The organism is Novosphingobium sp. G106 (assembly GCF_019075875.1).
Classification (GTDB): domain Bacteria; phylum Pseudomonadota; class Alphaproteobacteria; order Sphingomonadales; family Sphingomonadaceae; genus Novosphingobium.
On the sequence record NZ_JAHOOZ010000001.1, the window covers coordinates 4,840,001 to 4,865,444 of the forward strand.

The 25,444-nt window shown below is 65.3% G+C and carries 23 protein-coding genes, 2 tRNA genes, 2 rRNA genes and 1 riboswitch (1 of these 28 only partly in view); of the genes, 13 read left to right on the forward strand and 14 right to left on the reverse strand.

Features of this window, described 5'->3' with window-relative positions; translation table 11 throughout:
- From KRR38_RS23350 to KRR38_RS23360, 3 genes are all read left to right on the forward strand, one after another.
- Positions 1–167: ribosomal RNA gene (locus KRR38_RS23350) — 23S ribosomal RNA — on the forward strand; it begins 2,624 nt to the left of the window's first position.
- Positions 168–295: 128 nt separating this feature from the next.
- A 5S ribosomal RNA gene (gene rrf, locus KRR38_RS23355) occupies positions 296–410 on the forward strand.
- Positions 411–565: 155 nt separating this feature from the next.
- Positions 566–642: transfer RNA gene (locus tag KRR38_RS23360), tRNA-Met, on the forward strand.
- Between the two features lie 123 nt (positions 643–765).
- Here KRR38_RS23360 and KRR38_RS23365 read toward each other — a convergent pair.
- Positions 766–839, reverse strand: a tRNA-Gly gene (locus KRR38_RS23365).
- A 95-nt stretch (positions 840–934) separates the two neighbouring features.
- On the opposite strand from KRR38_RS23365, the gene KRR38_RS23370 reads away from it, so the two are divergent.
- Positions 935–1,609, forward strand: coding sequence for a GntR family transcriptional regulator (locus tag KRR38_RS23370; protein ID WP_217405864.1), 675 nt, complete (start codon positions 935–937; stop codon positions 1,607–1,609).
- Here the strand turns inward: KRR38_RS23370 and KRR38_RS23375 are convergent.
- The gene (locus tag KRR38_RS23375; protein ID WP_217405865.1) at positions 1,606–2,529 is read right to left on the reverse strand and encodes an SMP-30/gluconolactonase/LRE family protein; all 924 of its coding nucleotides are present in this window, start codon (positions 2,527–2,529) and stop codon (positions 1,606–1,608) included. The two genes, KRR38_RS23370 and KRR38_RS23375, sit on opposite strands and share 4 nt — an antisense overlap.
- 75 nt (positions 2,530–2,604) lie before the next feature.
- On the opposite strand from KRR38_RS23375, the gene KRR38_RS23380 reads away from it, so the two are divergent.
- Positions 2,605–3,162, forward strand: a complete 558-nt coding sequence (locus KRR38_RS23380) for a nuclear transport factor 2 family protein (RefSeq protein WP_217405866.1) — start codon at positions 2,605–2,607, stop codon at positions 3,160–3,162.
- Positions 3,159–4,808 carry an AMP-binding protein gene (locus KRR38_RS23385; protein ID WP_217405867.1) on the forward strand — a complete coding sequence of 550 codons (1,650 nt, stop codon included), beginning with the start codon at positions 3,159–3,161 and terminating at the stop codon, positions 4,806–4,808. The genes KRR38_RS23380 and KRR38_RS23385 overlap by 4 nt, the downstream gene beginning before the upstream one ends.
- Here the strand turns inward: KRR38_RS23385 and KRR38_RS23390 are convergent.
- The 3 genes from KRR38_RS23390 to KRR38_RS23400 all read right to left on the reverse strand — a co-directional run bounded on the left by KRR38_RS23390 (position 4,799) and on the right by KRR38_RS23400 (position 8,870).
- Positions 4,799–5,671, reverse strand: coding sequence for a MaoC/PaaZ C-terminal domain-containing protein (locus tag KRR38_RS23390; protein WP_217405868.1), 873 nt, complete (start codon positions 5,669–5,671; stop codon positions 4,799–4,801). The genes KRR38_RS23385 and KRR38_RS23390 overlap by 10 nt on opposite strands.
- The gene (locus tag KRR38_RS23395) at positions 5,668–7,218 is read right to left on the reverse strand and encodes a class I adenylate-forming enzyme family protein (protein ID WP_217405869.1); all 1,551 of its coding nucleotides are present in this window, start codon (positions 7,216–7,218) and stop codon (positions 5,668–5,670) included. Before KRR38_RS23395 ends, KRR38_RS23390 begins: the two co-directional genes overlap by 4 nt.
- A gap of 77 nt (positions 7,219–7,295) precedes the next feature.
- On the reverse strand, positions 7,296–8,870 hold the full coding sequence (locus tag KRR38_RS23400) for a CHAD domain-containing protein (RefSeq protein ID WP_217405870.1): 1,575 nt from the start codon (positions 8,868–8,870) through the stop codon (positions 7,296–7,298).
- A 200-nt stretch (positions 8,871–9,070) separates the two neighbouring features.
- Here KRR38_RS23400 and KRR38_RS23405 point away from each other — a divergent pair, with 200 nt between their 5' ends.
- Positions 9,071–10,129: a tyrosine-protein phosphatase gene (locus KRR38_RS23405; RefSeq protein ID WP_217405871.1), complete on the forward strand. Its 1,059-nt coding sequence runs from the start codon at positions 9,071–9,073 to the stop codon at positions 10,127–10,129.
- Positions 10,130–10,230: 101 nt separating this feature from the next.
- Positions 10,231–11,001, forward strand: a complete 771-nt coding sequence (locus KRR38_RS23410) for a GNAT family N-acetyltransferase (RefSeq protein WP_254514943.1) — start codon at positions 10,231–10,233, stop codon at positions 10,999–11,001.
- On the opposite strand, the gene KRR38_RS23415 is transcribed toward KRR38_RS23410, so the two are convergent.
- The 3 genes from KRR38_RS23415 to KRR38_RS23425 form a co-directional block, all read right to left on the reverse strand.
- Positions 10,971–11,729, reverse strand: a complete 759-nt coding sequence (locus KRR38_RS23415) for a 1-acyl-sn-glycerol-3-phosphate acyltransferase (protein ID WP_217405873.1) — start codon at positions 11,727–11,729, stop codon at positions 10,971–10,973. The two genes, KRR38_RS23410 and KRR38_RS23415, sit on opposite strands and share 31 nt — an antisense overlap.
- 64 nt (positions 11,730–11,793) lie before the next feature.
- Positions 11,794–12,948, reverse strand: coding sequence for a glycosyltransferase (locus KRR38_RS23420; RefSeq protein ID WP_217405874.1), 1,155 nt, complete (start codon positions 12,946–12,948; stop codon positions 11,794–11,796).
- Positions 12,949–12,958: 10 nt separating this feature from the next.
- Positions 12,959–13,891 (reverse strand): hypothetical protein, encoded by a 933-nt coding sequence (locus KRR38_RS23425; RefSeq protein ID WP_217405875.1) that lies wholly within the window; start codon positions 13,889–13,891, stop codon positions 12,959–12,961.
- Positions 13,892–14,021: 130 nt separating this feature from the next.
- On the opposite strand from KRR38_RS23425, the gene KRR38_RS23430 reads away from it, so the two are divergent.
- Positions 14,022–14,822: a glycosyltransferase family 2 protein gene (locus tag KRR38_RS23430; protein WP_217405876.1), complete on the forward strand. Its 801-nt coding sequence runs from the start codon at positions 14,022–14,024 to the stop codon at positions 14,820–14,822.
- Here the strand turns inward: KRR38_RS23430 and KRR38_RS23435 are convergent.
- On the reverse strand, positions 14,819–15,184 hold the full coding sequence (locus tag KRR38_RS23435) for a response regulator (RefSeq protein ID WP_217405877.1): 366 nt from the start codon (positions 15,182–15,184) through the stop codon (positions 14,819–14,821). The two genes, KRR38_RS23430 and KRR38_RS23435, sit on opposite strands and share 4 nt — an antisense overlap.
- 108 nt (positions 15,185–15,292) lie before the next feature.
- Between KRR38_RS23435 and KRR38_RS23440 the strand changes: the two genes are divergently transcribed.
- Positions 15,293–17,293, forward strand: coding sequence for a PAS domain S-box protein (locus KRR38_RS23440; RefSeq protein WP_217405878.1), 2,001 nt, complete (start codon positions 15,293–15,295; stop codon positions 17,291–17,293).
- Between the two features lie 7 nt (positions 17,294–17,300).
- Here the strand turns inward: KRR38_RS23440 and KRR38_RS23445 are convergent, their stop codons facing one another.
- The gene (locus KRR38_RS23445) at positions 17,301–19,244 is read right to left on the reverse strand and encodes a TonB-dependent receptor (RefSeq protein WP_254514944.1); all 1,944 of its coding nucleotides are present in this window, start codon (positions 19,242–19,244) and stop codon (positions 17,301–17,303) included.
- A gap of 185 nt (positions 19,245–19,429) precedes the next feature.
- Positions 19,430–19,665, reverse strand: a riboswitch (cobalamin riboswitch).
- Between the two features lie 180 nt (positions 19,666–19,845).
- On the opposite strand from KRR38_RS23445, the gene KRR38_RS23450 reads away from it, so the two are divergent.
- The 3 genes from KRR38_RS23450 to KRR38_RS23460 are packed head-to-tail and all read left to right on the forward strand — an operon-like array spanning position 19,846 to position 22,381.
- Positions 19,846–21,063 (forward strand): cytochrome P450, encoded by a 1,218-nt coding sequence (locus KRR38_RS23450; RefSeq protein WP_217405879.1) that lies wholly within the window; start codon positions 19,846–19,848, stop codon positions 21,061–21,063.
- Positions 21,064–21,114: 51 nt separating this feature from the next.
- Positions 21,115–22,062, forward strand: coding sequence for a phytanoyl-CoA dioxygenase family protein (locus KRR38_RS23455; protein ID WP_217405880.1), 948 nt, complete (start codon positions 21,115–21,117; stop codon positions 22,060–22,062).
- Between the two features lie 52 nt (positions 22,063–22,114).
- Entirely contained in the window at positions 22,115–22,381 is a 267-nt protein-coding gene (locus KRR38_RS23460; RefSeq protein ID WP_217405881.1) for a hypothetical protein, read from the forward strand.
- A gap of 59 nt (positions 22,382–22,440) precedes the next feature.
- Here the strand turns inward: KRR38_RS23460 and KRR38_RS23465 are convergent, their stop codons facing one another.
- The 4 genes from KRR38_RS23465 to KRR38_RS23480 all read right to left on the reverse strand — a co-directional run bounded on the left by KRR38_RS23465 (position 22,441) and on the right by KRR38_RS23480 (position 25,425).
- Positions 22,441–22,638, reverse strand: a complete 198-nt coding sequence (locus KRR38_RS23465) for a hypothetical protein (protein ID WP_217405882.1) — start codon at positions 22,636–22,638, stop codon at positions 22,441–22,443.
- Positions 22,639–22,676: 38 nt separating this feature from the next.
- On the reverse strand, positions 22,677–22,934 hold the full coding sequence (gene infA / locus KRR38_RS23470) for a translation initiation factor IF-1 (RefSeq protein ID WP_217405883.1): 258 nt from the start codon (positions 22,932–22,934) through the stop codon (positions 22,677–22,679).
- A gap of 192 nt (positions 22,935–23,126) precedes the next feature.
- On the reverse strand, positions 23,127–24,491 hold the full coding sequence (locus tag KRR38_RS23475) for an SRPBCC family protein (protein WP_217405884.1): 1,365 nt from the start codon (positions 24,489–24,491) through the stop codon (positions 23,127–23,129).
- 40 nt (positions 24,492–24,531) lie between these two features.
- Positions 24,532–25,425 carry an SMP-30/gluconolactonase/LRE family protein gene (locus KRR38_RS23480; RefSeq protein ID WP_217405885.1) on the reverse strand — a complete coding sequence of 298 codons (894 nt, stop codon included), beginning with the start codon at positions 25,423–25,425 and terminating at the stop codon, positions 24,532–24,534.
- Positions 25,426–25,444 lie beyond the last annotated feature (19 nt).

Consider the following 25,444-nt stretch of genomic DNA (forward strand, 5'->3'; position numbering starts at 1 on the left):
GGGTAGCTATGCATGGACGGGATAACCGCTGAAAGCATCTAAGCGGGAAGCCTCCCTCAAGATTAGGTATCATCGAGTCGTGGTAGACCACCACGTTGATAGGCTGGATGTGGAAGCGCGGTAACGCGTGGAGCTAACCAGTCCTAATAACTCTGTTCATGCTTGAGAGTCCCACCATCAATGTCAGTTCTGCCCAAGCTTCGGCTAAGGCGCTGCCACTGATGTGGACGATTGCAGCCAGAACAACGCCAAATACCAAATCGTCGATTAAAAACCGTGTCCGCCAGCTCTATTGCTTGGTGACCATAGCGTCAGTGACCCACCCGATCCCATCTCGAACTCGGCCGTGAAACCTGACTGCGCCGATGGTACTAACGCTCAAGCGTTGGAAGAGTAGGTCGTCGCCAGGCATTAAAGCCGGCGGGCACGGAACTAACCCATTCACATCGTCAGGGCCTTCGGCCCTAAGCTCGAAGGGCCCTGCCAATCATGGCGAGGCCCTTTTTTGCTTTTTGGAGACTGCTCACGCAGCCTCCCCGCGCTCTGACAAAGCGCAAACTGGTGACGCGGGGTGGAGCAGCCCGGTAGCTCGTCAGGCTCATAACCTGAAGGTCGTAGGTTCAAATCCTACCCCCGCAACCATACATAAACCCCGCCTCAGGCGGGGTTTTTTTGTTGTCGGACATAGCCGCAAACAGCGGGACGACCATCCACTGTCTCGGGCACAACTCCGCCGCTCGCAAGTGTCGGTTGTTTTGGAAGTGCTGGAGCGGGTGAAGGGAATCGAACCCTCGTATTCAGCTTGGGAAGCTGCTGCTCTACCATTGAGCTACACCCGCTCGGGCGATGCCGGCCAATGGCACGGATCATCGCGCTTGGTCAATCCGCCGCAATAGGGCTAGGTGACGGTCTGTGTCCTCATAGCGGAGCCACGATGAAGCAGTCAGAGCAGTCCCCTGTTGCCAGCCAGCGCGTCGCCGACGTTGTCGCCGAGCGTATCCTGACGGGACAGTTGAAGCCCGGCGACCGGATCAAGCAGGACGAACTGGCCAGCGAGCTCAACCTCAGCCGCATCCCGGTGCGCGATGCACTGCGTATCCTCGAAACGCGCGGGCTGGTGTCGTTGCGTGCCAATGCCGGCGCGCGCGTGGCAAGCCTCACGGTGCGCGACATGGAACTGTCCTACCAGATCCGCGAGATGCTCGAGCCGATGCTGCTCGCGGAAAGCATCCCCCACCTCACCGACCACGACTTCGCTGCGATGCGCGACATCAAGACCCGGCTCGAACGCGTCAGCGACGCCGACGATTACATGCCGCTGGCCAGGGACTTTCATTGGACCGCATTCCGCGGCCACCAGGCGCCGCTGCTCGCGCAGATCGTCGAGCGGCTTTGGGACACCACGCATCATTACCGCCGCGCCTATGCCGTGGTCGTGCTGCAGAATGCTGAACTGATGGACGTGATGCGCGCGGAGCGCGACCTCCTTTTCGGTGCCATAGTCCGCCGCGAAGCCGATCTCGCGCCGCGTATCCTCGCGGCGCATATCCGCCGCACACATATCGGCCTGCTCGAGCACTCCGAGGTATTGGCGGGGGTGGAGGACTAGAGGATGCGCGAGTAGAGCTGCCGTCCCGGCACTTCCAGTTCGGCTTTCAACACCGTTCCGCTACTCGACTCGGTGATGAAAAGCGTCTTGTTCTCCGGCCCGCCGAAGGCGCAGTTCGTCGTGTAGATCCCGCGCGGCGAATTGATCCGCAGGATCGGCTCGCCGCGCACCGCGCTGAAGATCCAGGCCGCGCCGAAGCCGTTGTGGCAGACGACGAGGTTGTCGTCCCTGTCGATCGCCAGTCCATCGGGCCCGCTGGTGCCGCCCGAGAGCTGAACGAAGACGCCGACCTTGCGCAGCGAGCCGTCGGGCATGATCGGGCATTTCCACACGGCGTTGGTCCGCGTGCAGGCGAGATAGAGCACCGTCTCGGCTTTGTTGAACACCAGGCCGTTGGGACTCGGCAGATTGTCGAGCATGCATTCGAGCTTGTCCGCGCCGGAGAGCTTGTAGAGCCGCCCGTTGGGATTCTGCAGCCCGGACAGGCCCATGTCGGTGAACCAGACGTCGCCATTCCTTGCAACGGTCAGGTCGTTGAGCCCGAGGAACGGTTCGAGCAGGTCGCGCGTGCAATAGGGTTCGACCGCGCCCTTGGCGGGATCGAACAGCATCAGCCCGTTCTGCCCGTCGGCGATCAATGCGCGGCCGTCGTCCATGAATTTCAGGCCGTTGGGATGGCCGTCGTACTCCATCTCCAGCGACACCGTGCCGCCGGGCTTGATGCGGAACAGGCGACCCCAGGGTATGTCGACCACCCAGAGGTTGCCCGCGGCGTCGAAGCAAGGGCCCTCGAGGAAGCTCGGGATGTCCTGTCCGGGAAACTGGACGTCGATCCAGTGGTTTGGCGTGCCCCGCTTGCGGTACTTCTCGGGGATTTCGGCGAAGACTTCGGCGGTGACGGCGGGCGGGGCGGCGAACATCCTTTTCCTCTCTTCTCGATCGGATACACGCGATAGGATACCGGACGGCATGGTGACAACGAGAGGATGAAGGCGATGAGCAGCGAAGAGCGTCTGGCTCAGCTCGAACGCAAGGTTCAATACCTGACCGACCGTCAGGAGATCTACGACTGCCTCGTGCGCACTTCGCGCGGCAACGACCGCTTCGACGTCGATTTGATCGTCGGATCGTACCATCCCGACGGCCTGCACGAGCTCGGCCAGAACCTCATCCCGGGCCCCGAATATGGCGACTATGCCAACAACGGCCACGCGGCGATGTGCGACATCAACATGCATACGGTCTGCATGCACAGTTGCGATATCGACGGCGACGTGGCCCACGCCGAAAGCTACGTGCTCGGCATGTTCGCCGACCGGGGCGGAGAGACCTCGCGGATGCTCGCGGGCCGCTATCTCGATCGCTTGGAGAAGCGCGACGGCGAATGGAAGATCGCGCTGCGCCGCACGACTGTGGAAGTCGTGATGGAGGGCAAGGCGGTGCTGCCCAATGGCGCGACACCGCCTGGCTCGGGCTACGTCAAGGGTAGCCGTGATCGCAGCGATCCGTCCTATCAGCGCCCGCTGGCACCCGAGGGTGGCGAGCGCTGGTGAACCCTTCCTATCCCGAAGCCTATGGGGGCTTCGACGCGGATAACGCCGCAACGGAAATTCTGTGTCCCGGCGACATGGCGCTCAATGCTGCGGTGCTGTGCTGCGATCGGCACTGCGGCGGCGAGCGCATCGCGCTCAATGCCGTGGCGCAGGACGGAAGCAGCCGGCGCCTCACTTTCGAGGAACTGAAGGATCGTTCCGAGCGGCTTGCCCGCGTGCTGCGCGAACAGGGCGTCATGTCGGGCGACGTCGTTGCCGGGCTTCTGCCGCGCGTGCCGGAGCTTCTGGTCACAGTGTTGGCGGTGTGGCGGCTCGGTGCGATCTATCAGCCGCTCTTCACTGCATTCGGCCCGAAAGCGATCGCACATCGCGTCGGCACGTCGGATGCACGGGTGATCGTCAGCGACGCGGCGAACCGGCCTAAGCTCGACGAGGTGCAGACCCGTGCACGGATCGTCACCGTGGCGGGCGATGAGCCCGTGCCGCCCGGCGATCTCGATTTCCATGCCGAGATCGCGCGGGCCGAACCGGGGCTGGCGCCGGTACCGCGCAGGTCCAGCGATCCGTTCCTCATCATGTTCACTTCGGGCACGACGGGGCCGGCCAAGCCGCTGCTCGTGCCGCTCCGCGCGATCGTGCCCTATGTGGTCTATGTCCGCGATGCCGTGGGGCTGCGCGCCGAGGACCGCTATTGGAACTTTGCTGATCCGGGCTGGGCCTATGGACTATACTACGCGGTGATCGCACCGCTCGCGATGGGGTACGAGACGCTGTTCTATGACGGGCCGTTCAGCGTCGAGTCCACGGTCGCGATCATTCGGGATCACGGCGTCACCAATCTCACAGGCGCGCCGACGGCCTATCGCCTGCTGATCGCCGCCGGACCCGAGGCGGTGTTACCGATCAAGGGGCGGCTGCGCGTGGTCAGCAGTGCCGGCGAGCCGCTCAATCCCGAAGTCATCCGTTGGTTCGACCAGCATCTGGGCGTGCCGATCCACGATCACTATGGCCAGACCGAGATGGGCATGGTGCTGTGCAACCACCACGCCCTGGCGCATCCCGTGCATCCGGGCGCCGCGGGCTTTTCGATGCCCGGCTTCCGCGTGGTCGTCGTCGACGATGACGGGGCCGATCTGGTTCCCGGCGTTCCCGGCCAGCTCGCGGTCGACCTCGGCGGGTCGCCGCTGTTCAGTTTCGCCGGTTACCTCGGCATGGCGACGCCGAGCCTTGGCAGGCGCCACTACTTCACCGGCGACACGGCCGAACTCAACGCCGACGGCAGCATCAGTTTCGTCGGACGCGCCGATGACGTCATTACCTCAGCGGGCTACCGCATCGGGCCTTTCGATGTCGAAAGCGCGCTGGTCGAGCATCCGGCCGTGGTCGAGGCCGCGGTGATCGGCAAGCCCGACGCCGAGCGGACCGAGATCGTCAAAGCCTTCGTCATCCTGCACCGCGGCGTCGCCCCGACCCCTGCGCTCGCCGACGAACTGTCCGCGCACGTCAAGCGGCGGCTTTCGGCCCATGCCTATCCGCGCGAGGTGGAATTCGTCGACAGCCTGCCCAAGACGCCGAGCGGCAAAATCCAGCGTTTCGTGCTGCGGGGCGAGGAAGTGGCGAAGCAGCGGGAAGCCGATCAGCGGTAGCGGAAGATCCCGCGGTCGATCACCACGCGCTCACCGTTGGCCAGTGTCTGGAACTGCGCCCCGCCTTCGGTCAGCCAGATCTGTGTGTCGAGCTGCTCGCCCGGGATGACCGGTTGCGAGAAGCGGCCTTCCATCGCGCCGAAACGCTCGACGTCGCCGTCGCACAGGCCCTTGAGCAGGGCGCGGCAGGCGAAGCCGTAAGTGCCGAGCCCGAAGAAGATCGGCCGTTCGAAGCCGTCCTTCTTGGCGATGGCGGGGTCGGTCCCGTGCGGGTTGCGGTCGCCCGACAGGCGGAAGATCAGCGCCTGACCGATCGGCAGGGGCAGCGAGACGGTGAGGTCCGGCGCGCGCTCCTGCTTCTCCCAGGACAGCGCGTCCTCGGGGCCGCGCGGGCCGCCGAAACCGCCCTGGCCGCGCACAAACAGGCCGGTGCGCGAGAAACCTAGCGGCTCGCCCGTATCGGCGAGGGTCGCGTGCGTGTCGGAGACGATGAGCGCGCCCGATCCCTTGTCGAAGATGCCGACGATGACCTGCTTGAGATCGGCCGTGCCTTCGGCCGGGATTGAGCGGTGCAGCCGCACGCTCTGTTCGCCCTGGACCAGCCCCTCGGGATAGCCGTCCCAGGGACGCGCCGGAAAACCCAGTTCCTTCAGCCAGTTGCTGCGGATCGACAGCTGCGACATGAATGTCGGGATGACTTCCTGACGCACGCCTTCGGTGTTCTCGGTGGTGAACTGCAGTTCGTCCAGCGGATCGCTGACGCCGGCGCCGACGCCGATCGCGTAGAGCAGCGTGCGGTCCGAATCCCAGGTGAAGGTGCCGGTGCCGACTTCCTTGCCGGCGAATTCAGCGAACCGGGTCACGCTGCGGGCCGGCCGAGCCGCGCGGCGACAAGCTCGGTCACCATACGGCGCGAGACCTTGTTGCTGTGAAGCAGCGGGACTTCTTCGCGGGTGATCTGAACATAGGCGCGCGGCACCTTGTAGGCCGACAACTGCTTGCGCAGCTTGGCTTCGATCTCGGCGAAATCGAGCTTCGCGTTCTCATCGCGGGGGACGACGGCGGCGACGAGGAGTTGGCCGCGCTCGCTGTCGGGCAGGCCGACGACATAGGCGTTGTGGATCCCCTCGACCGCCTGCATCTCCATCTCGACTTCCGCCGGAGCAACGTTCGAGCCGGCGGTCTTGATCATGTCGCCGTTGCGGCCGATGAAATGCACGCGCGTGCCTTCGATCAGGCACATGTCGCCGGTGTGGTAGTAGCCGTCGGGCGTGTAGTAGACCGACTGCTCGACCTTGTGCAGGCCGGTCGCCAGCGGATAGCCGCGGACCTGCATCTCGCCGATCTCGCCGTCGCCCACGGGCTGGTCGTTCTCGTCCGCGATGCGGATCTCGTAGCCGTCGGCGAAGTGATCCATCGGCGAGCAGACCGGGCGGCCCGGCGCGCGCACTTCATCGCCATAGGAATAGGGCCCGAGCGTCTCGCTCATGCCCAGGCCCCAGAACGGCGGCTTCTGGTTCTTCAGCATGGCCAGGTCTTCGTCGGCCAAGGTCGAGCCCATCGCGACGCGGCTGTTGCTCATCGTGCGTTCGGTGCAGGCGGTCAGGGCGCCGGCCTCCCAGTTGGGCAACAGCGACATCATCAATCCGCCAACCCAGAACATCGGCAGGTAGCAGGGATATTCCTTGCCGCGCTCGATCCCGATGATGCCGCGCAGGTAGTGCGCACGGAACATCCCGGGGCCGTGGTTATGCTTGACGCCCTTCGGCAGGGCCATCGAGCCGGAAGTGTAGATCTCGATCATCTGATCGGTGGGATGGACCTCGTTCTCCAACTCGCGCAGGAAGTCCTCGCCGACCGAGCCGCCGCCGGCGATCAGCTCGCCGAGGTCGCCAAAGCTCGCAGGCAGGTTCTCGCCCGTCGAGGCCAGCCAGCGCAGGTAGGGCGTCTTGGCTATACGCAGCTCGCGCCCGCTTTCGCGCAGTTCAGGCAGGGCTTCGCAGAGGCGCTCGACATAGTCGTTATTGAGGAACTTGCGCTGGAGGATCAGGCCCGAGACGTCCGACTGGCGCAGCACGCGGACGAGTTCGTTGGCGCGGATCATCGTGCTGATCGGAATAGCGACCGCGCCGGTGCGAGCGATCGCGGCCAGCATGGTCGCGAAGCCCGGTCCGTTGCCATAGATGAAGCCGACGCGCGTTCCCTTGCCGACGCCGCGCGCGATCAGGCCGCGGGCGATCTCGGCAGACCTGCGGTCGAGATCGGCGAAGCTCAGCGTTTCGTCGGGAAGGGTTTCGCCGGTCAGCTTGACGGCGGGCGCTTCGCCATAGGTCGCCGCGGCAGCGCGGATCAGCTGCGGAAAGGTGGTGGCTGCCTTGGGATCAGTCCAGACGTCGCTCTCTTTGCTCACCGATCATCCCTCTCGCCGCTGCGTGCGAATCGCTAGCGTTGTTTCTTCAAACTGCACTAGCCGGTCGAAGAAGGGCGTCAATCGGCGGAGGTGGGTTGCATAGGTGAATTTTGGTTCTGCAGGGCGAATTCTGCTTCCGCTGGTGCCGGTGATTTCCACCAGGCCGGCGCCTTTGCGACATCGTCGAGCGCCTTGGCCGCCGAGCGGATCAACTGTTTGCGGGTCGGGCCGTGATCACCGAGCAGTTCGCCGAGTTGAGCCGAGAGGCCGGCGCCGGTGATCGTTTCGAGGTCGGCGAACAGGCTGTCGCGCTGCTCGTGCGCGACCGCGAGGTCGTGGACCTGGCCGAGGCAGTCCTGCATTTCGCCGAGCGCCCTGGCGAAGGCTTTGCGTTCCTCGCGAACGTCTTCGCTGCGATAGAGCGCCGCGAAGAATTCGGCGGCATAGCGCAGCTTCTTCCCCTTGATCCGCAGCTCGTGCAGTGCCTCGTCGGTCCGTCGGTTGAGCGCCTTGCCTTTGACCAGCTTGCGGCGGCGTTCGCTGAGCGTCTCCTCGGCGAACTGGGCAAGCGGTTCGGGGCTGCGCGGCATGCCGCGCTCGAGCCATTCGGCGAACCGGACCAGCAGGTGCTGGAAGGCGGTGCCCGCAAGCGTGGCCTGTGCCGCGCGGATCGCTGTGGCGCGCTTGCCGCGCAGCCGCTTGAGCAAATCGTCGGCGTCGCCTGCATTTTCGGCTGCGGCCGCTTCGACCCGTTCGATCATGACATGCAGGTCGCGTGCCGGGCCCAGCGCGGCGGCTGCGGCTTTCCATTCGGCGCGGAAGACCCGACTGTGATCGTCGGCGACCTGTTCGCCGAACAGGCTGAAGGCTGCGCGCAGGCGGCGGATCGCGACGCGGGTCTGGTGTACCGCGTCCGGATCGCCGCTGGCGATCACCTCGCGGTAGTTGCCCAGCAACTGGCCGAGGCAGTTCCAGGCAATCCCCTGGAAGCCCTGGCCGACGTCCATTTTCTTCGACAGCGATACGTTGCTCGCGCGCACCGCGACAAAGGGCAGTTTGAGCGCCAGCTTGTGGCCGCGTTCACCCTTGCTTTCGGTCGACCAGGCGAGATCGGGACCAAGCGGCAGCTGCTGCGCCAATGCAAAGAGATCGGCGGCATTGCCCTTGACCAGTTCGAGCTCGAGTTCGGATATGGGTTGGCTGCGGCGACCGGCCTCGACCGTGCCGAAGTCGAACGCAACTTCGATCGTCGAGCCACCGAAGCGGATCCGCCGCGTCGAGCGCTCGATCCGGGTAACCGCCAGCGGCTTAAGCGGAGCGCCATCGAGCAGCCTTTCGATCGTGCTCCGGACATCGGCCGGGAAAGCCGCCGGATCTGGTACGTCACCTGTCACCGGCGCGTTCCATTCGCCACGGTGGAGGGCCGCGCCGCCCTTGGCCGAACTCTTGAAGGTTTGCTCGCCGTGCGCGCCGCCGCTGCGCAGTCGCAGCGTCGCATTGGCTTTGTAGAGTGATGCGTCGGCAGTGTCGAAATAGCGCGTGACCAGCGTCAGTTCGCGGTCTTCGCCGGCGAGCAGAGGGTGGCCGCGCAAGTGCAGCAGCATGGCCGGAGAAGCGGCGAGCTTCAGTTCGGTTTCCTGGCCCTTGGCCATCGGTGTATATCCAATCCCGCGACCCGGGCGTGGAGGAAAGGCATCCCGTTGGTCCGCAGCGGCTCTTAGGTGGCCGATGCGGCGCGCCACCAGTTCTAACAGAAAGTGTCATAAAAGAGTAATAATTACGGCTGAGTGGTCATCCAACCGTCTTGCGGATGCGCTAGCGTGGAAACAAACACTTTCCCGGGAGAACACCTATGACCCAGTTCCGCGGCCTGATCGGCCTCTCCGCACTCGCGCTGATTTCCTCGACCGCGCCCGCTTTCGCCCGCGCCGAGAACGCACAGGTGGAACGCACCGCGCCCGACAAAGTAACGGTAAGCTGGACCGCCAAGGGTCCGGTCGACTTGTTCTGGGCCGATCATCCGGTCAGTGATCCCGCAGCAGCCAAGCTGGTTTCGGCCAAGGATCGCGACGGCCATCAGGACGTGACGGTCGATGCCGCCGTGCGTCCCTACTTCCTGATCGTCGACAAGGCCGACGGCGCCGTGGTCGATGTCGCCGAGCGCGTCGTGCCGCTCGAGCAGGGATCGAACTTCCGCGATGTCGGCGGCTATCAGACGGCGGACGGCAAGCATGTCCGCTGGGGAATGATCTACCGCTCGGGCGCGACGGCGATGCTCACCCCGGGCGATCTCACCCGCATTCGCGGGCTGGGCCTGCGCGATCTGGTCGACCTGCGTTCGAGCGAGGAGCGCGTGCTGGCGCCGACCCGGATCGAGGGCGTGCCCTATGCAGCGGTCGGCTATTCGATGATGGACATCCTGAAGATGTCGGCGCAGGGGCCGACCGGAAATCTCTATGGCCAGTTGCCGACGATGCTGGTGCCGCAGATGCGCCTCGTGTTCGATGCGCTGAAGCGCCACGAGGGGCCGATCGCCTACAATTGCTCGGCCGGGCAGGACCGCACCGGTTTCGCCACGGCTATGGTGCTCACCGCCCTCGGCGTGCCGCGCGACACGATCGTCAAGGACTATCACCTCTCGACGACCTATCGCCACCCGCAATGGGAACTGCCGCCGATCAACATCTCGGCCTTCCCGGATAACCAAGTCGCGCAGTTCCTGGCACGAGGGCAGAGCGCCGGCGTGGTCCGCAAGCCGCAGCCGCTCTATGACGCCAATGGCAAGTCGTTGTTGCTCGGGGCCTTCGATGCGATCGATGCCAAGTACGGTTCGGTCGATGCCTATCTCGAGAAGGAAGTGGGCGTTACCGCTGCCGACATCGCGGCGCTGCGGGCAAATTACCTCGAATGACCGTCATGAAAGCATAATCGGACTGCAAAAGCCTTGTCACGATGCCTTGCTAGCCAGGACGAATGCAGCCGGGTTTGCAGTCAGTCGTAAGCCAGCGCCGCTTGTCCCTGCGATTGGTGCAGGACGAGCGGGAACTCACCGCGGTCCAGCGGCTCCGCTGGCAGGTGTTCTATGCCGAAAGGGGCGCCGGTTCCGAAGCCGACGCACCGCGCCCCGAACATCTCGATGCCGACGTTTACGATCCGCTGTGCGACCATCTGCTGGTGATCGACGAGGACGCGCTGGCGGGCGAGCAGGTCGTCGGCACCTATCGCCTGCTGCGCGAAAGCGTCGCGCGGCGCAGCTTCGGTTTCTATTCCGCCGGCGAGTTCGATCTGCAGCCGCTCACCCATGCGGGCGGTTCGGGCGAACTACTCGAACTCGGGCGCTCCTGCGTGCTGCCGCCCTACCGCACCAGCGGCACGATCTCGCTGCTGTGGCGCGGGATCGCCGACTATATCGCGCGCTATGAGATTTCGCTGATGTTCGGCTGTGCCTCCTTCGCCGGTACCGATCCCGAAGCGCACGCGGCGGCCTTGTCCTACCTACACCATCACCATCTCTCGCCGGCCGAGCAGCGGCCGGCTGTGCTGCCGGGCCATATCGACGAAGGGCGCGGCATCGCGCTCGAGCGACAGCCGCTGGGTTCCTATGACGAACGCCGCGCGCTGATGGGCCTGCCGCCGCTGGTCAAAGGCTACATGCGCGTCGGCGCCAAGTTCGGCGAGGGGGCCTATGTCGATCATGCCTTCAACACGATCGACGTCTGCGTGGTCATGCCGGTCGACCTGATCGCCGGCCGCTACGCCGCGCGCTTTAGCGTCGCCGCCTGAGCCTGCGCCAGCCGGTCGGCGATCAGCCGCCGGCTTTCCTCGGCGGCTTGCTTGCGGTTCTGCGCGGTGAAGCTTTCCTCGAACCAGACGTCGACAGTGACGCCTCCCGCTGCCGCCAGCGCCATTGCGTGGGTCAGCAGGGCGTCGTCGCCGATCCAGGCCACGCGGCGCCGTTCCTGCGGTGACAGCGGACTGCCGTCGGCGCGGGCATAGGCGAGGGTAACCGGCTGGATGCGCGGCCAGCGCGCGCCCGTGACGAAGAGACTACTGTGGAAGGGCAGCACGCCGTCGCCGTCGCCGGTCGTGCCCTCGGCGAAGAGGACGAGGCCTGATCCGGCCCGATACGCATTCATCTCCGTCGCCGTCCGATGCGCCGCCGCACGGCTTTCCCGCGCGATGAAAAGGCAGCCATAGCGACGAGCCAGCGGACCGATCACCGGCCAATTCGCAACTTCCGCCTTGGCCACGAAGCCCGCGTCGACCAGGCGTCCGAGCACGACGATGTCGGTCCAGGAGACGTGGTTGGCGACGATCAGCGCATTCGCGGGATCGGGCGGGGATCCGTGGCAGCGGATGCGAATGCCGAAGCCTGCAAGCAGGACGCGCCAGCCGGCGACCGGAAGAGTGCGTCTCAAGCGCGAGCCTGCGGGCATGCAGATCCAGGGGCAGGCCAACGCGAGCAGTATCGCCAGCGCGAGGATCGCCCGCATGCAACGGAACGCGGCCATGACACGACGAGGGATCATCGGGCCAGGCAAGCATCATTCGTGTGACAGCCTGACGACAACAGTCTTACGCGACCTGCCGCTCGCCCTCGACGATACGCTCGTAGTCGGCGAATAGCTGGGCGAAGTGATCGCGCATGGTCAGCGCCGGCTGGACGGGTCGCGGACCCGGGTCGGATAGCTGCGCCAAAATCGCTTCTGCCGCCGCCAGCGCATTGCCGGCGCGGTAGGTGAGCCCGGCGCCGCCGCGGGCATGGTCGGCCGCGCCGCCTTCGTCGGGGACGATCACCGGCACGCTGCAGGCGCGCGCTTCGGCGGGAGCCATGCCGAAGGTCTCGGACGTGCTCGCGTGGACCAGCGCGTCGGCGCTGGCGAGGATCGTCGCGAACTTCACCCGGTCGCGTTCGGGCGACACGAGCTGGATGTGCGGATTGCCGGCAATGTGCTTCGCCAGCCGCTTCTGCGCGCCGCCCTCGCCGAACAGGACGAGGCCGATCGGCATGGTCAGACTGGCGCGCATCACCGCATCGATCACCACGGGCCAGCGCTTCTCGGCGCAGAAGCGGCCGGCGCCGATCAACAGGTGCGCGTCCTCGGGCAGGTCGCAGATTTCGAGCAGGCGCCGGCGCATTGCGGGATCGCGGCGGTCCGGGCGGAACAGCGCCGTGTCGACGCCCATCGGATGGAGCGCAGTGCCGGCGACGCCGCCGCGCGCCAGCCGTCCCTGCAGCTCGCGATTGGCGCAGACGACGCGATCGTAGGCCTGGCCCAGCTCGCGCATGTGCTGCCAGAAGAAATCTACCTGGCGGTCGATCGTCTCGCGCCGCAGCCAGGGCTCGAGCCAGCGGTAGGCATAGACCGAGAAGGGATCGTGATGCATCACCAGCGACCGCGGCGCAGTGCCCGGCCAGCGCGCGACGTAGTGAGGGCTGCGCCAGGGCGAGGCGACTTCGACGAAATCGGGATCGAGCCTGTCGAGCGAGGCATGAAGCGCCGGCTCGTCGCCGAAATACCAGTACTTCCGATCGAACGGCAGGCGGGGCGAGGGGATCGTGACGATCCGTGCCATTGGGCCGTGCTCGATCACCGCATGGTCATCGCCGGGCGCGAGGATGATGATCTCGTGGCCAAGCTCAGGACCGATCCGCAATTTCTGCTCGATGTAGGTCCGCACACCGCCGCCCTGCGGAGAGTAGAACGCGCAGACGTCGACGATCCTCACATCGCGCTCCTCAACGCTGGCTCGAGGATTCGACGAGGTCGGCCACACCGAAACCGGCGCCGACGACGAGATGGAAGACGAGGACGAGCCCGCCCATCATCGCCAGCAGTGCTGCGACAGAGACGTGATGGCCGAGCAGGACCACGGCGATGCCCGCGAAGACGACGTCCTTGTTCGGCACCAGCGGCAGGCGCGAGACCAGCATGCGCAGCGTCGAGAGCACCAGCCAAAGCTCGACCGACACGTCCGGCAAGACCAGATACCAGAGCAGTGCGCCGAGCCCGACCTTGGCGAAGATGCGCACGAGGTGCAGCGCGGCAATGAAGCGCAGCTCGTTGCCGGCCAGCGAGAACAGTTTCTGGCGGAACAGCAGGATGACGAAGGAGCTGACCAGCACGACGCCGAGCGAGACGAAGGTCGACTGCATGCCGAGCCCGATCTTTCCCGAGAACACCAGCGGCCAAGCCACCGCGAGCATGGCCATGGTGGTGACGTTGCCGGTCAGCGCGGAGAGGATCGTGACGTCCTTGATCGCGCCGAATGGCGCGGCAGAGAGTTGGCGGCGTCCGCGCACCCAGGCGTAGAACTGCGCCTCGCCGAGATAGCCGAGAAGGAGCTCGTTGCTCACCATCTTCCGCATCAGAGCGCCGATGCCGCTGACCGGGATGTGCCAGAGCCGGCGATAGATGATCCATTCGCTGACCGGCCCGACGAGGTACCAGACGGCGAAGACCGCCCAGAACAGCGGGCTCGACGGGATCATCGCGACGATATGGGTGAAGTCCATACCGTCGAACTGCACAGCCACCGCCACCAGCAGCGCGAGCGAAACGAGTGCGCTGAACAGCGCGGCCTTGCGTGAATTCCGGATGCCGTCGGCAGCCTGCAACGTCGCTCCCGGATCTGCCGCCAGCTCGCCGGTAGCGAAGCTGTCCTTGTACATGGATGCCGGCCCTTCAGCTGCTTGCCGGTGCTCCTGCACGCGCTGTGTTACAGGGCTATGAGAGCACGATGACGCTTCTGTTGCCGGTGCGGTCACAAGCCCGTCATCCGTGCCGGTTACGTGTCGGGCGATGCTGAGAGATTGCGAAGACGCGCGCTGGTCGGTCGTCGTGCCGGTGTTCAACGAGCGGGATTTCCTGCCCCGTACCCTGCTTTCGCTGGCCCGGCAGACGGTTCCTTTCACGCTGATCGTCGTGGACAACGGGTCGACCGACGGCTGCATCGCAGCAGCGCGGGTGCTGGCGACCGAGCATGGGCTCGATGCCCTCTTCCTCGAAGAGCCGACGCCGGGGCAAGTCCATGCCCTGAAGCGCGGTATCGCGGCGGCGAGCGGCGAATTCGTCGCGATCTGCGACGCCGATACCTGGTATCCGCCGCATTACCTCGAGCGTGCCGGCCAGGTGTTCGGCGCGCGGGGGCAGCGCTGCGTTGCCGTTGCTGCGTGCAATCCTTCGGCCGACCGCGGCCTGGGCAAACGGCTGACTATCCTGCACCGCCTGATCGTCTCGCAGCTGCTGTACTGGCAGAACCACACGAGCGGCGCGTGTCAGACTTTCCGGCTGTCTGCACTGCGCGCTGCGGGCGGCTACGACGGCCGGCTCTGGCCCTATGTGCTCAAGGACCACGAGTTGATGAACCGGGTGCTGCGGCTGGGTACGCAGGCCTATGACCGGGCGTTGTGGTGCGTTCCTTCAGCGCGGCGGCATGACCGCTCGGGCGTGCGCTGGACGCTGGGCGAACGGTTGCTCTACCACGTCACGCCCTATCGATGGCAGCGGGCCCTGTTCCATCGCTTCCTTGCGCCGCGGTTTGCAGCCCGCGGGCTTCGCGACACGGCGCTGCGCGCACAGCCGTGGCGCAAGGCGGCCTAGTCGAGCAATTGCCGCGCCGCGCCGATGACCTGGGCGATGAGCGCGGGCTTTTCGATAAATACGCCGCCCTGGACGAGACGGCCGGGCGCGGGCGGGTTGGCGGAAACGTAGATCACCGGGATTGCGGGATCGGCTTCGCGCGCCTTGGAGGCGAGATCCCAGCCGGTCAGCGTGCCGCTCAATCTGATATCGGTGACCAGCAAGTCGATCCGCGCTTGGCCACGGAGCAGAGCGAGCGCGTCCTCAGCCGATGCTGCTTCCAGAACAGCGCAGTTCTCATCCTCGAAGCCCGTAGCGAGTTCCATCCGCACGAGCCATTCATCCTCGACAATCAGAACAGTGCGTGCCGAAAGTCCATTCACCCAAGCCCCCGCAGGTCCGTCCTGTAAATCCGATTCGAATTGAAACTAATCTGGCGTTCGATCGTTCCCGCTTCGAAGATCATTTTGTGCGAGGCCGTTGGGGGGATGATGGGACAGTTGCTGCAGAGCGATGCTCGATCGAACGGTGACGCTGCTGCAGCACAGGATTCCGATATTCCCGTACACCTCTTTCGCCTGCTGAACGCCGGGCGGCCCGCGCCGCAGAGTTCCTTCTTGCCGATCGCGCAAGATTTGCCGATCGCGGTATATATCACCGATTCAGACGGCTTCGTGGTCTATCACAATGCTGCTGCCACGGCGCTCTGGGGCCGTGACCCGGGGCCGGGCGAGGTGCGCTGGTGCGGTTCGAAGGCGTTGTTCAACCGCGACCATGTGCCGCTGGCGCACGCGGATTCGCCGATGGCGCAAGTCGGGTGCAACGGCTTCGGCGCAGCGAGCGAGATCATAGCCCAGCGGCAGGACGGCAAGCGCTATACCTTCGTGCCGCATTCGACGGCGTTGACCGACGCGGCGGGCTGCGTCGTCGGCGCGATTCACCTGATCCTCGACGTTAGCGACCGCGACCGCAGCGAGCAGGAAACGCAGCGGCTCGCCGCGATCGTCGAAAGCTCGGACGATGCGATCATCTCCAAGCAGCTCGACGGCACGATTACCAGCTGGAACCGGGCGGCCGAACGACTGTTCGGCTATACCGCCGACGAGATCATCGGCGAGTCTGTCATGATGCTGATCCCCGATGAGCGCCACAGCGAGGAAGCCGAGATCATCGGGCGGATCCGCCGCGGTGAACGGCTGGAGCATTTCGAGACCCAGCGCCGCCACAAGTCCGGCGCCCTGATCGATATCTCGCTTACGGTCTCACCGATCAAGCGCAGCAGCGACGGCACGATCGTCGGCGCCTCGAAGATCGCGCGCGATATTTCCCAGAAGAAGCATGCCGAGGATCTGCTGCAACAGCAGTCCGAGCGGCTCGAGACCTTGAACCGGGTTTCGCGGATCATTTCGCAGGATCTCGATCTCGACCGCATCGTCCAGGCCGTGACCGACGAAGCCACTGCGGTCAGCGGCGCGCAGTTCGGCGCCTTCTTCTACAACGTCATCGACGCCGCGGGCGAAACCTACTTCCTCTATTCGCTGTCGGGCGTCCCGCGAGAAGCCTTCGACAAGTTCGGCATGCCCCGCAACACGGCGGTCTTCGCGCCGACTTTCGGGGGCGAGGGCGTGGTGCGCTCGGCCGATATCCGCAAGGATCCGCGCTACGGAAAGAACAAGCCGCACTACGGCATGCCCGCCGGACATCTGCCGGTGGTCAGCTACCTCGCGGTGCCGGTGATCTCATCCTCGGGTGAGGTGATCGGCGGCCTGTTCTTCGGCCATGCGGAGCCCGACCGGTTTGCCCCCGAGACCGAAGCCTTGATCACTGCGATCGCCGGGCAGGCGGCGGTCGCGATCGACAACGCCCGGTTGCACAGCGCCGCGCAGAACGAGATCGCCCAGCGCAAGAAGGCCGAAGACGCCCGCGAGTTGCTGCTTCACGAGGTCAAACATCGGGTCAAGAACACCCTGGCGACGATCCAGGCACTCGCCACGCAAACGCTGAAAGGCGTTCCGGCCGCGGAAAAGGATGCCTTCATCAGCCGGCTCCACGCGCTCTCGGACGCGCACGACCTGCTGACGCTCAGCGACTGGCAGGACATCGGGATTACTTCGCTTGTCGGCAAGACGCTCAAGCCCTTCTCCCAAAAGGGCGAGGCGCGCGTGGCCTGCGACGGGCCAGATGTAGGGCTGTCGGCGAACAAGGCGCTGCTGCTGACCATGGTGCTCCACGAACTGGGCACCAATGCGGTCAAATATGGGGCGCTGTCGGTCGAGCAGGGGCGGGTTGCGATCGATTGGCAGATGGCCGTCGCCGAAAGGCCGACATTGCGGCTGGAATGGCGCGAGAGGGGTGGTCCGCCGACGGCGGCGCCCAATCATCGTGGCTTCGGCTCGCGGATGATTGCTTCCGCGCTCCACGGCAGCGACGGCCATGTCGAGTTCGACTACCGGCCCGAAGGCCTGCGTGTCGCCCTCGACATGGTCCTCTAGGGCTGTCTCAGAACTTCACGCGGACGCCGGCATAGGCGCCGGTGCCGGGCGTCGCATAGCTGAAGACTTCCTCGTAGTTCTCGTCGAACAGGTTCTCGACGCGGCCGAACAGCGTCACGTTGTCGGTCAGCCTGTATTCGGCGTTGAGATTGACCAGGGCATAGTCCTTGAGCGTCACGTTGACCGGCACGAAGCTCGGATCGGTGAAGGCGACATCCTGCTGCTTGCCGTTGTAGCGTACCGTGACCGTTCCCGAGAACCGCTCGTCCGCGCTCGACCAGGTGGCGTTGAAGCTGCCGATATGCTTGGCCCGGCGCACTTCGACCGCGCCGTTCTCCTTGGCGTCGAGATAGGTATAGGCGGCGTCGATCCGCAGCTGAGGGAATGGCCGGGCGGCGAAGGTCACTTCGACGCCTTGCTGCTTCGACTTGGTCGTGCGGTTGCTCGGCGTGGCGGTGAAGTTCGGCGGCGGGAAGGTGGTGAAGATCTCGTCCGTCAGCCGGTCGTTGAAATAGGTCGCGCCGAGCGTCGCCACGTCGCCCAGCTTCTGCTCGATCCCGGCTTCCCAGCCCTCCGACTTCTCGGGCTTGAGGTTGGGGTTGCCAATATATTGGCCATTGACGAAACCGAAGAGCTCGAAATAGCCGGGGTTCTTGATCCCGGTGCCATAGGCCGCGTGGACCCGCGTGCCGGTGGGGAAGGCATAGCTTCCTTGCACGCGCCAGGTCGTCGTGTCGGCGAAGCGGTTGTTCCAGTCCTGGCGGATCGAGGCGCCGAGCGAGGCCGTGTCGTTGACGGTCAGCTCGTACTGGCCGACGAGGCCGATGTTGGTGGTGCTGCGCCGGCCCGTGAACGGGTCGAAAGGCGAGCCTGTCGACGGCGTGTTGTTCTGGAATTCCTCGCGCTCTGCATCGAGCGCGGCGGTCAGCTTGTGGACGACGCCTTCATCGCCGAAGCGCAGGCTCGATTCATAGGATCCCTTGTAGCGCCGGCCGTTGCTGCCGGTGTCGCGCACCGGGCCGGTATAGCCCTTGCGCGTGACGTCGACGTACTGGCCCGACAACGCATTGGTCCAGCGCCCGTCGAGCGCGGTGAGTTCGGCGCGGAGCAGCGCGTAGATGCTCGACTTGGTCGCACGCACGCCCGGGCTGTCGATGATGAAGCCGAACAGCGGGCTGGCCGGATTATCGTCGGGCAGGTCGATGTCGTAGTCGGTCCAGCTGTAGCGGGCGACGCCGGTCAGCTTGAAGTTCGGCGCCGGCGACCAGGTCAGCTTGGTGTTGATGCCGGCCGTTTCCGAACCGACGTCCCGCTTGCCGTTCCGCGCGACGGGCGTGCCATCGGTGCGGTAATAGCCGCCCGAGACGACGTAATCGAGCGTGTCGTTCGCGCCGGCGTAGCGCGCCGCGCCGTCGAAGGTGCCGAAGGTGCCGCCCTCTGCGCGGGCGGTGAAACCGGGCGCTTCCCTGCCGGTCAGCGTGATGTAATGGATCACGCCGCCGATCGCGTCCGAGCCGTAGAGCGAGCTTTGCTGGCCGCGCAGCACTTCGATGCGCACGGCGGGATCGGCGATCATGCCGTTGAGGTCGAATTCGCCGTTGAACGGATCGGATGCCTCGATCCCGTCGATCAGCATCAGCGTGTGGTTGGCCTCACTGCCGCGCAGGCGGACCTGGGTGAGACCGCCGATTGCACGGCTGACCGCGACGCCGGGTACGTCGCGCAGCACGTCGGAAACGACGCGCGTCTGGCGGGCGTCGATCGCGGCGTCGTCGAGCACCGTGACCGAGGCGCCGAGCTTGTCGATCGGGATGCCTTCGCCCGAGCGCGAGGCAGTGACGACGATGGTCTCGCCGGCTTCGTTGGTGGCCGACTGGTCGGGATTGGTCGCCGCGAATGCGGGCGTGGCCGCGCTCAGTGCGAGCAGCGAGAGATACTTGGTCTTCATCATGGGCTTTGGCCCCCCTGTATGCGCGAGCGTGGCGGGGGACTGCCGGGGCGCAATCGCCATCGGCCGACGTGTCGGCTGCGGACTGGCGCTTTCATGCCCGCGACCAACGCACCGAAGCGGACCCCGCCGCTTGGTTCGTCGCTCAGACGGAGATACCGTGCCGTGGCCAATCCCTGGGCCAAGGCAAGAGCGACCAGTGCGCCGGCCGGTCTCCTGGCTTGCGGGTTACGGCACGATGCACGACCTTCCCAGGCGCTGCCGTTTCGGCTCGGCCCAGTGGCGGCTCCTTCCTCCAAGGAGCCCTGTGCATCGCGCTATCCGCTTACAGTTGCAGGGACAGCCTCGGCTTTGGCGGGTAAATCCCGCCTACCGTGTTCCCGGATTAAGCCCCTTGCGGGGCACCGGCGCGATCTTTTCGGCCTTGGGAAAACCGGCTGGCCGGGGCGCGGCTTAGGCGCAATGGGCGCCTATGCCAATCCCCGGCAGCTTCGGCGTTGCTCTCCGGGAGAGCAGAGCCACTGCCGCCGTGGCAATGTCCGGGCGCTTTACCTCCCGACATGCCTGCCGCATCCTTCTGGGCAAAACAGAGAGAGGGACTGTGATGCTGAAGGGCGCCGAGCTCGATCTGCCCTATCTGACGATGGAGGAGGACGCCTTCGCCGTCGATCCCTTCCCGCATTTCGATCGCGCACGGGCGCAGCATCCCTGGCTGGCACGTTGGACGCTGGGCTATGTCGTCACCGACTACAAGGCGATGCGCGACCTGTTCGCCCAGGAAGGGCGGATGCGGATGATGTATGACGATATCGTCGCGATCATGGACGCCAAGGGCACGCCCTGGGGTGATTTCCGGCAGCGGCACATGCTCTCGATGGAAGGGGCGACGCACAAGCGCGTGCGCGACGTGCTGGCGCCGTCGTTCACCCCGCGCCAGGCGAACCAGCATCGTCCGCTGATGCAGCAGACGATCAACGAACTGCTCGATGAATGGGCACCCCGGCGCGCCTTCGATTTCGAGGAGTTCGCTTCCTATTTCCCGATTACCGTGATGTGCCGGCTGATCGGCGCCTCGCCTTCGGTGATCCCGGGGCTGCGTTCGGCGATGGAGGCCATCGGGCTTTCCACGTCGATGGACAAGCGCTGGCTGCCGGCGATGCAGGAAGGCGTCGTCACGATGGAGCGCTTCACCGACGACCTTATCGCCCAGCGCCGGGCCAATCCGCGTGACGGCGAGGAGCCGGACCTGCTCGACCTGCTGCTCCGCACCACGGCTGACGGTGGCCTAACCGACCGCGAGCTCGGCGATATCCTGATCTTCCTCTTCGTCGCGGGCTACGACACCTCGAAGAACATGCTGACCTTGACGATGCGGCTGCTGATCGACCGGCCCGAAGTCTATCGCCGCTGCGCCGAAGATCATGCCTTTGCGCGCAGCGTCGTCGAGGAGAGCTTTCGCTACGGTTCCACCACTTCGAACCAGCGCGTGCTCAACGAGGACATCGCATACCGCGACATAGTGCTGGAGAAGGACGCGATCGTCTGGTTCCCGCTGAGCATCGCGACGCACGATCAGCGCTATGCCGACCGTGCCGACAGCTTCGATCCGGAGCGCGAGCAGAAGAGCCCGCATATCGGTTTCGGCCTCGGCGCGCATATCTGCCTTGGCCAGTACATCGCCCGCGCGCAGATCCACGAAGGTCTGCACCTGATCGCGCAGCGCTTGGTCAATCCGCGCTCGCCCGGGCCTGAGGGCTACCGGCCGTTCCCCGGCACCTGGGGGCTGCGCGGCCTGCCGATCGCATTCGATCTGCCCGATTGAATATAAACCAAGCGTTTGCTACATGTCTGTCGAAAGCATCGTGGAGAGGACATGATCGACGTCGCCGAGCTCACCGACAGCACCAATCTGATCGGGAATCCGCAAGCGCTGCGCCAGCGCTATCTCGATGACGGCGTGGTCTTCCTGCGCGGGGTGATCGATCCCGAACTGATGGCCTGGGGCCGCGAAAAGTACCGCGAGGCGCTGACCGCCGAGGGGCTGATCGATCCCGCGATCGAGGCGCCGGTCTGGACCGGCAAGAAGACCGATACCTGGCGCCCTTGCGACGCGATCGGTACGACTGTCTGGCACGAGGTAGTCAAGCAGCCGCTGCTCAACGAGGTCATGCGCGACATCTTTGCCGACGATCCCGTGTGGATACCCATCGCCGCGCACCGTTCGGGCCTGCCGACGGGGCCAGTTGAGGAAGGGCAGGATATCTTCGCCGGCCGTCACCAGGACGGGTTCTACAACGAGGGCATGCTGTTCACGATCTGCTGGATGCCGGTGCGCGACGTGGCGATGGACCGTGGCAGCTTCGCGGTGGCGCCGGGCACGCATCACCGCGGCAGCCTGCACGACACTTCGCTGCCGGGCAACGCGATCCCGCGCGAGGCGATCGCCGAAGACGCCTGGCGCTCCGCGAGCTTCCGTGTCGGCGACGTGCTGATCTTCAATTATCTGACCGCACATACCGCGCTGCCCAATCCCTCGGACGAAATCCGCATGTCGCTCGACGTCCGCGCGATCCCGGCCTCGGCGCCGCAGCCGGTGATCGGGTCGGTGGACAGGGTCGAAGGTAGGGACGTCACGATCCGTACGGAGGATGAAGGGCTCGTCACGGTCCATCTCAGCGAGGAGACGCTGATCCGCGACATGAACCCATGGCCGCGCATTCCGCTGGGTGAGGTGGAGAAGATCGCCTATCCGGGCGCGCATGTCATGGCGATGGCGCGGACCGATCGCAGCGTCACCGTGCTGCGGCGCAATTTCTATTGAGCAGCAAGTTTCGGTAAGATTCCGTTTACCATGTTTCCCTAGCTAAGTGCTTATGGAAATGCCCGAAACGATCGCCCAGCCCCCCGCAACGTCGACCCCGGCGGCCAAGCCGTCCGAGACGCCGCCGTGGCAGCAGGATCGGTCCGAGCCGCTGTCCGTGCTTACCGCGACTGCTCGGCTGGAGCGCCCGGCAGAGGTCGTGCACTGGGGGGTCGTTGCGCTAACCGTGCTTACGGCGATGGGAGTGCTGATCGGCAGCTATGGCGGCGGCAGGTCGCAGCCGCGCGAATTGCTGCCCGTCGTGGTCTACGCGCGCTAGATTCTTTTTTGGCCGCGATTTCCGAGCCGCCAGATGATTCCATCTGGCTCGAAATCGCTCTAGCTCAGCGCGCCGGCGAGCTTGGCGGCCTCGCGTTTTGCGGCTTCGTCACGCGTCTTCATTGCGGCGTCGGCCAGGGTCTGCCAGGCGATCTGCGCGGCGAGAAACTTTTCGCGCTCGTTGACGAGCTTCGCCGCGGCGGCCGCGGTGCCGCATTTTGCCGCCTGCTCGACGTAGAAGCTTACCGGCTGCGACATCCTGCGTTCTCCATCGGGGCCGCATCACGCGGCCGCATTCAGCGTCGGCGCTGGCCCGCCGGGCCGCCGGGACCGCCGATCTTCTCACGATAGACGATCCGGCCCTTGGTCAGATCGTAGGGGGTCATCTCGACGCGCACACGGTCGCCGACGATCGACTTGATGCGGAACTTGCGCATCTTGCCGGCGGTATAGGCGATGATGCGGTGGTCGTTCTCCAGCAGGACGCCGAAACGTCCGTCGGGAAGGATTTCGTCGATTTGCCCGTCAAGGGTGAGAAGTTCTTCTTTGGCCATTCGGTATAGGGTCTCGAATATGAGTGCTGCCGCGCGACCCGGTGCCGGCGGCGGAGCATGGAAGCGTGAAAAGGAACGGTAGGCGCACGGCCGAGTCCCGTCGCATGCGACGATTGCAAGGTCGAAATAGGGCGATCCGGCCAGATTACAATTGTTATTCGCGTTCCGTCGCACTCGTGAGAGTACGGAGCATCATTCCGGTTCGATCGGAACCGGCCCGCCGGTACCCATGTATTCCGCCAGGATACGGTGGAAATGGGCGACGGTCAGCTCCTCTATCGGATTGGGCCGGGCACCGACGAAGCCGCGCGATTTCATGCCCTGCTGGACGGCCTCCATGTTGCCGAAGTCCTGAGCCAGGATCAGGCGCCACTTCTCCTCGGTTGGATCGGGCTCGTGCACCCACTGGGTCTTCGGCTCCTGGCCTTCCGGGAAGCGCTCGAGCACGCAGACTTCGAACACGCAACTGCCTGGATCGTCGCCATGCGGCCGCGCGCGATAGCACAGCGCGGTGGTCAGGCTGGGCAGGACGATGGCGTTGGGAAAGATGTGCCAGTCGATGCCCAGCGTCGCCAGCCGCTCCGGCGCGACTTCGGGCCAGACCACGCCGCGTGCCGCGTCGTCGGCCTTGGCCGAAGCGAGCAGGTGGTGACCGACCTCCTCGATCGTGGAGCCTTCGGGCAGCTCGTCGACGAGGCGCTCGGCGGCCTTGACGAACGTCTCCGTCGTCGTCGCGCGCAGCGTGTCCCACAGCCCCTGGAGGTCCTCAGCGACGGCCACGCGCGGGTCGAGCCCGACTTTGGCGCGGGCCGAGGCGAGCCCGCCCATCTTCTCGCCGCCGCTGCTGCGCGGCGCGGTCGGCCCGTGCCAGGCGTGCTTGCCCTCGGCCCGGCACCACCAGTTCATCGGCTGCTCGGTGCGCGAAAGCTGAGGGTGCGATGCATGGACGTGATAGCTCTCGTTGAACGCGCCCAGCGCGGCTTTCCAGTTGCACGGAAAGTGCAGCCACTGGCGCCAGGCAAAGCGCATCCTGTCGAGCTCGAAGGCCGCGAACATCTCGTTCACCGGGCCGAGGAAGTCGCTCAGCGGCTCGGCATCGGGATCCATGTTGATCCAGACCCAGCCGCCGGCGGTGTCGACGCGGACTTTCTTGAGCGCGATGTTGTCGTCGGTCAGCGCCGTGCCCCAGTCCTCGCGGTCGAGCGCGAAGGTATTGCGACCCTCGATGTTCCACGACCAGCCGTGGAACGGGCAATAGAACTGGTTGGTGTGTCCGCACCCCTTGGTCAGGCGACGGCCGCGGTGCTGGCAGACGTTGTAATAGGCGGAAATCGTATCGGGTGCGGTGCGCACGACGATGATCGATTCGTCCATGATGTCGTAGGTGGCATAATCGCCGACCTTCGGGATTTCCTCGACCCTGCAGGTCGTCTGCCAGACCTTGCCCCAGAGCTTGTCGCTCTCGGCCCGCGCATAGTCGCGCGAGACGAAGCATTCGATCGGGATGACCACCGGTTTCTCGGTCACGGCGGCTGGCGGCGATGTCATCTCGTTCATGGGGTTCTCCCTCCCGGAGCTTGATCTATCCCGGCTTGAACTATCTTAGCTTGAACCGTGCCGGCGCGATGGGCAGGCCGGGCACTTCCGACCTGCCGCGATAGAGCACCGATCGCTGTTCGGTCGGCATGATGCCGTCCTTGAGCCCGTCTCCACCGTCGGCGGGCACGGCGGTCAGGTAATAGTCGCACATGTCGGCGCCGCCGAAGCGGATCTGGGTGATCGCGCCCGCCGGAGTCTCGACGGGGTCGAGCGGCGTGCCGTCGCGGCGGATGCGGGTCAGTGCGCTCGAGCGGAAACCGGTGATCCAGAGGTTGTCCTCGGCATCGAGCGCCATGCCGTCGCAGTCTTCCTTGTCGATCAGCTTGCGGCGGTTCGACAACTCGTGGTTGGCATTCACGTCGAAGACGAAGGGCGAGACGAAGGTGTTGTTGTAATAGAGCTCTTTGCCGTCGGCGCTGAGCATGATGCCGTTGGCGAAACCGACTTCGGCCGCGGCCACCAGCACCTCGCCGTCAGCCTTGATCCGATAGATGGTGGCGGGGCGCGTCTCTTTCCCTTGCGCGATCATCTCGATGTCGACCGTGCCGCAATAGATCCCGCCGGTGCCGTCGGGGATCATTTCATTGATGCCGTTGATCGGCGCGCCGGCGATCTCGCTGACCAGCCAACCCGACTGGCCGGTGTCGGGATTGTTCCACATGATCCCGCCCTGGCCCGAGGACAGCACGCAGCCGTCCTCGTTCATCATCACGCCGCCGGTCCACATCCGGTCCGGGTTAAGCGTCGCGACCCTGGTGCCGTCTGGCTTCACCCCGTGGATGCCGCCGGCGATCACGTCACTGTACCAGATCACGTCGCGGGCATAGTCGACAGCCAGCCCTTCGAGGTAGAGCCCCTTGGCGATCCCGACGAATTCCCCGACTTGCGGCATAACACTCTCCAGCCTCTTG

Bases quoted from the DNA above. Each gene is read 5' to 3' on its own strand.
- KRR38_RS23465 (WP_217405882.1), bottom strand. From the start codon at position 22,638: ATGTCGCAGCCGGTAAGCTTCTACGTCGAGCAGGCGGCAAAATGCGGC.
- KRR38_RS23400 (WP_217405870.1), bottom strand. From the start codon at position 8,870: ATGGCCAAGGGCCAGGAAACCGAACTGAAGCTCGCCGCTTCTCCGGCC.
- KRR38_RS23430 (WP_217405876.1), top strand. From the start codon at position 14,022: ATGCTGAGAGATTGCGAAGACGCGCGCTGGTCGGTCGTCGTGCCGGTG.
- KRR38_RS23425 (WP_217405875.1), bottom strand. From the start codon at position 13,891: ATGTACAAGGACAGCTTCGCTACCGGCGAGCTGGCGGCAGATCCGGGA.
- KRR38_RS23475 (WP_217405884.1), bottom strand. From the start codon at position 24,491: ATGAACGAGATGACATCGCCGCCAGCCGCCGTGACCGAGAAACCGGTG.
- KRR38_RS23450 (WP_217405879.1), top strand. From the start codon at position 19,846: ATGCTGAAGGGCGCCGAGCTCGATCTGCCCTATCTGACGATGGAGGAG.
- KRR38_RS23380 (WP_217405866.1), top strand. From the start codon at position 2,605: ATGAGCAGCGAAGAGCGTCTGGCTCAGCTCGAACGCAAGGTTCAATAC.
- infA (WP_217405883.1), bottom strand. From the start codon at position 22,934: ATGGCCAAAGAAGAACTTCTCACCCTTGACGGGCAAATCGACGAAATC.
- KRR38_RS23445 (WP_254514944.1), bottom strand. From the start codon at position 19,244: ATGATGAAGACCAAGTATCTCTCGCTGCTCGCACTGAGCGCGGCCACG.
- KRR38_RS23415 (WP_217405873.1), bottom strand. From the start codon at position 11,729: ATGGCCGCGTTCCGTTGCATGCGGGCGATCCTCGCGCTGGCGATACTG.
- KRR38_RS23460 (WP_217405881.1), top strand. From the start codon at position 22,115: ATGGAAATGCCCGAAACGATCGCCCAGCCCCCCGCAACGTCGACCCCG.
- KRR38_RS23480 (WP_217405885.1), bottom strand. From the start codon at position 25,425: ATGCCGCAAGTCGGGGAATTCGTCGGGATCGCCAAGGGGCTCTACCTC.
- KRR38_RS23375 (WP_217405865.1), bottom strand. From the start codon at position 2,529: ATGTTCGCCGCCCCGCCCGCCGTCACCGCCGAAGTCTTCGCCGAAATC.
- KRR38_RS23455 (WP_217405880.1), top strand. From the start codon at position 21,115: ATGATCGACGTCGCCGAGCTCACCGACAGCACCAATCTGATCGGGAAT.
- KRR38_RS23370 (WP_217405864.1), top strand. From the start codon at position 935: ATGAAGCAGTCAGAGCAGTCCCCTGTTGCCAGCCAGCGCGTCGCCGAC.
- KRR38_RS23405 (WP_217405871.1), top strand. From the start codon at position 9,071: ATGACCCAGTTCCGCGGCCTGATCGGCCTCTCCGCACTCGCGCTGATT.
- KRR38_RS23440 (WP_217405878.1), top strand. From the start codon at position 15,293: ATGGGACAGTTGCTGCAGAGCGATGCTCGATCGAACGGTGACGCTGCT.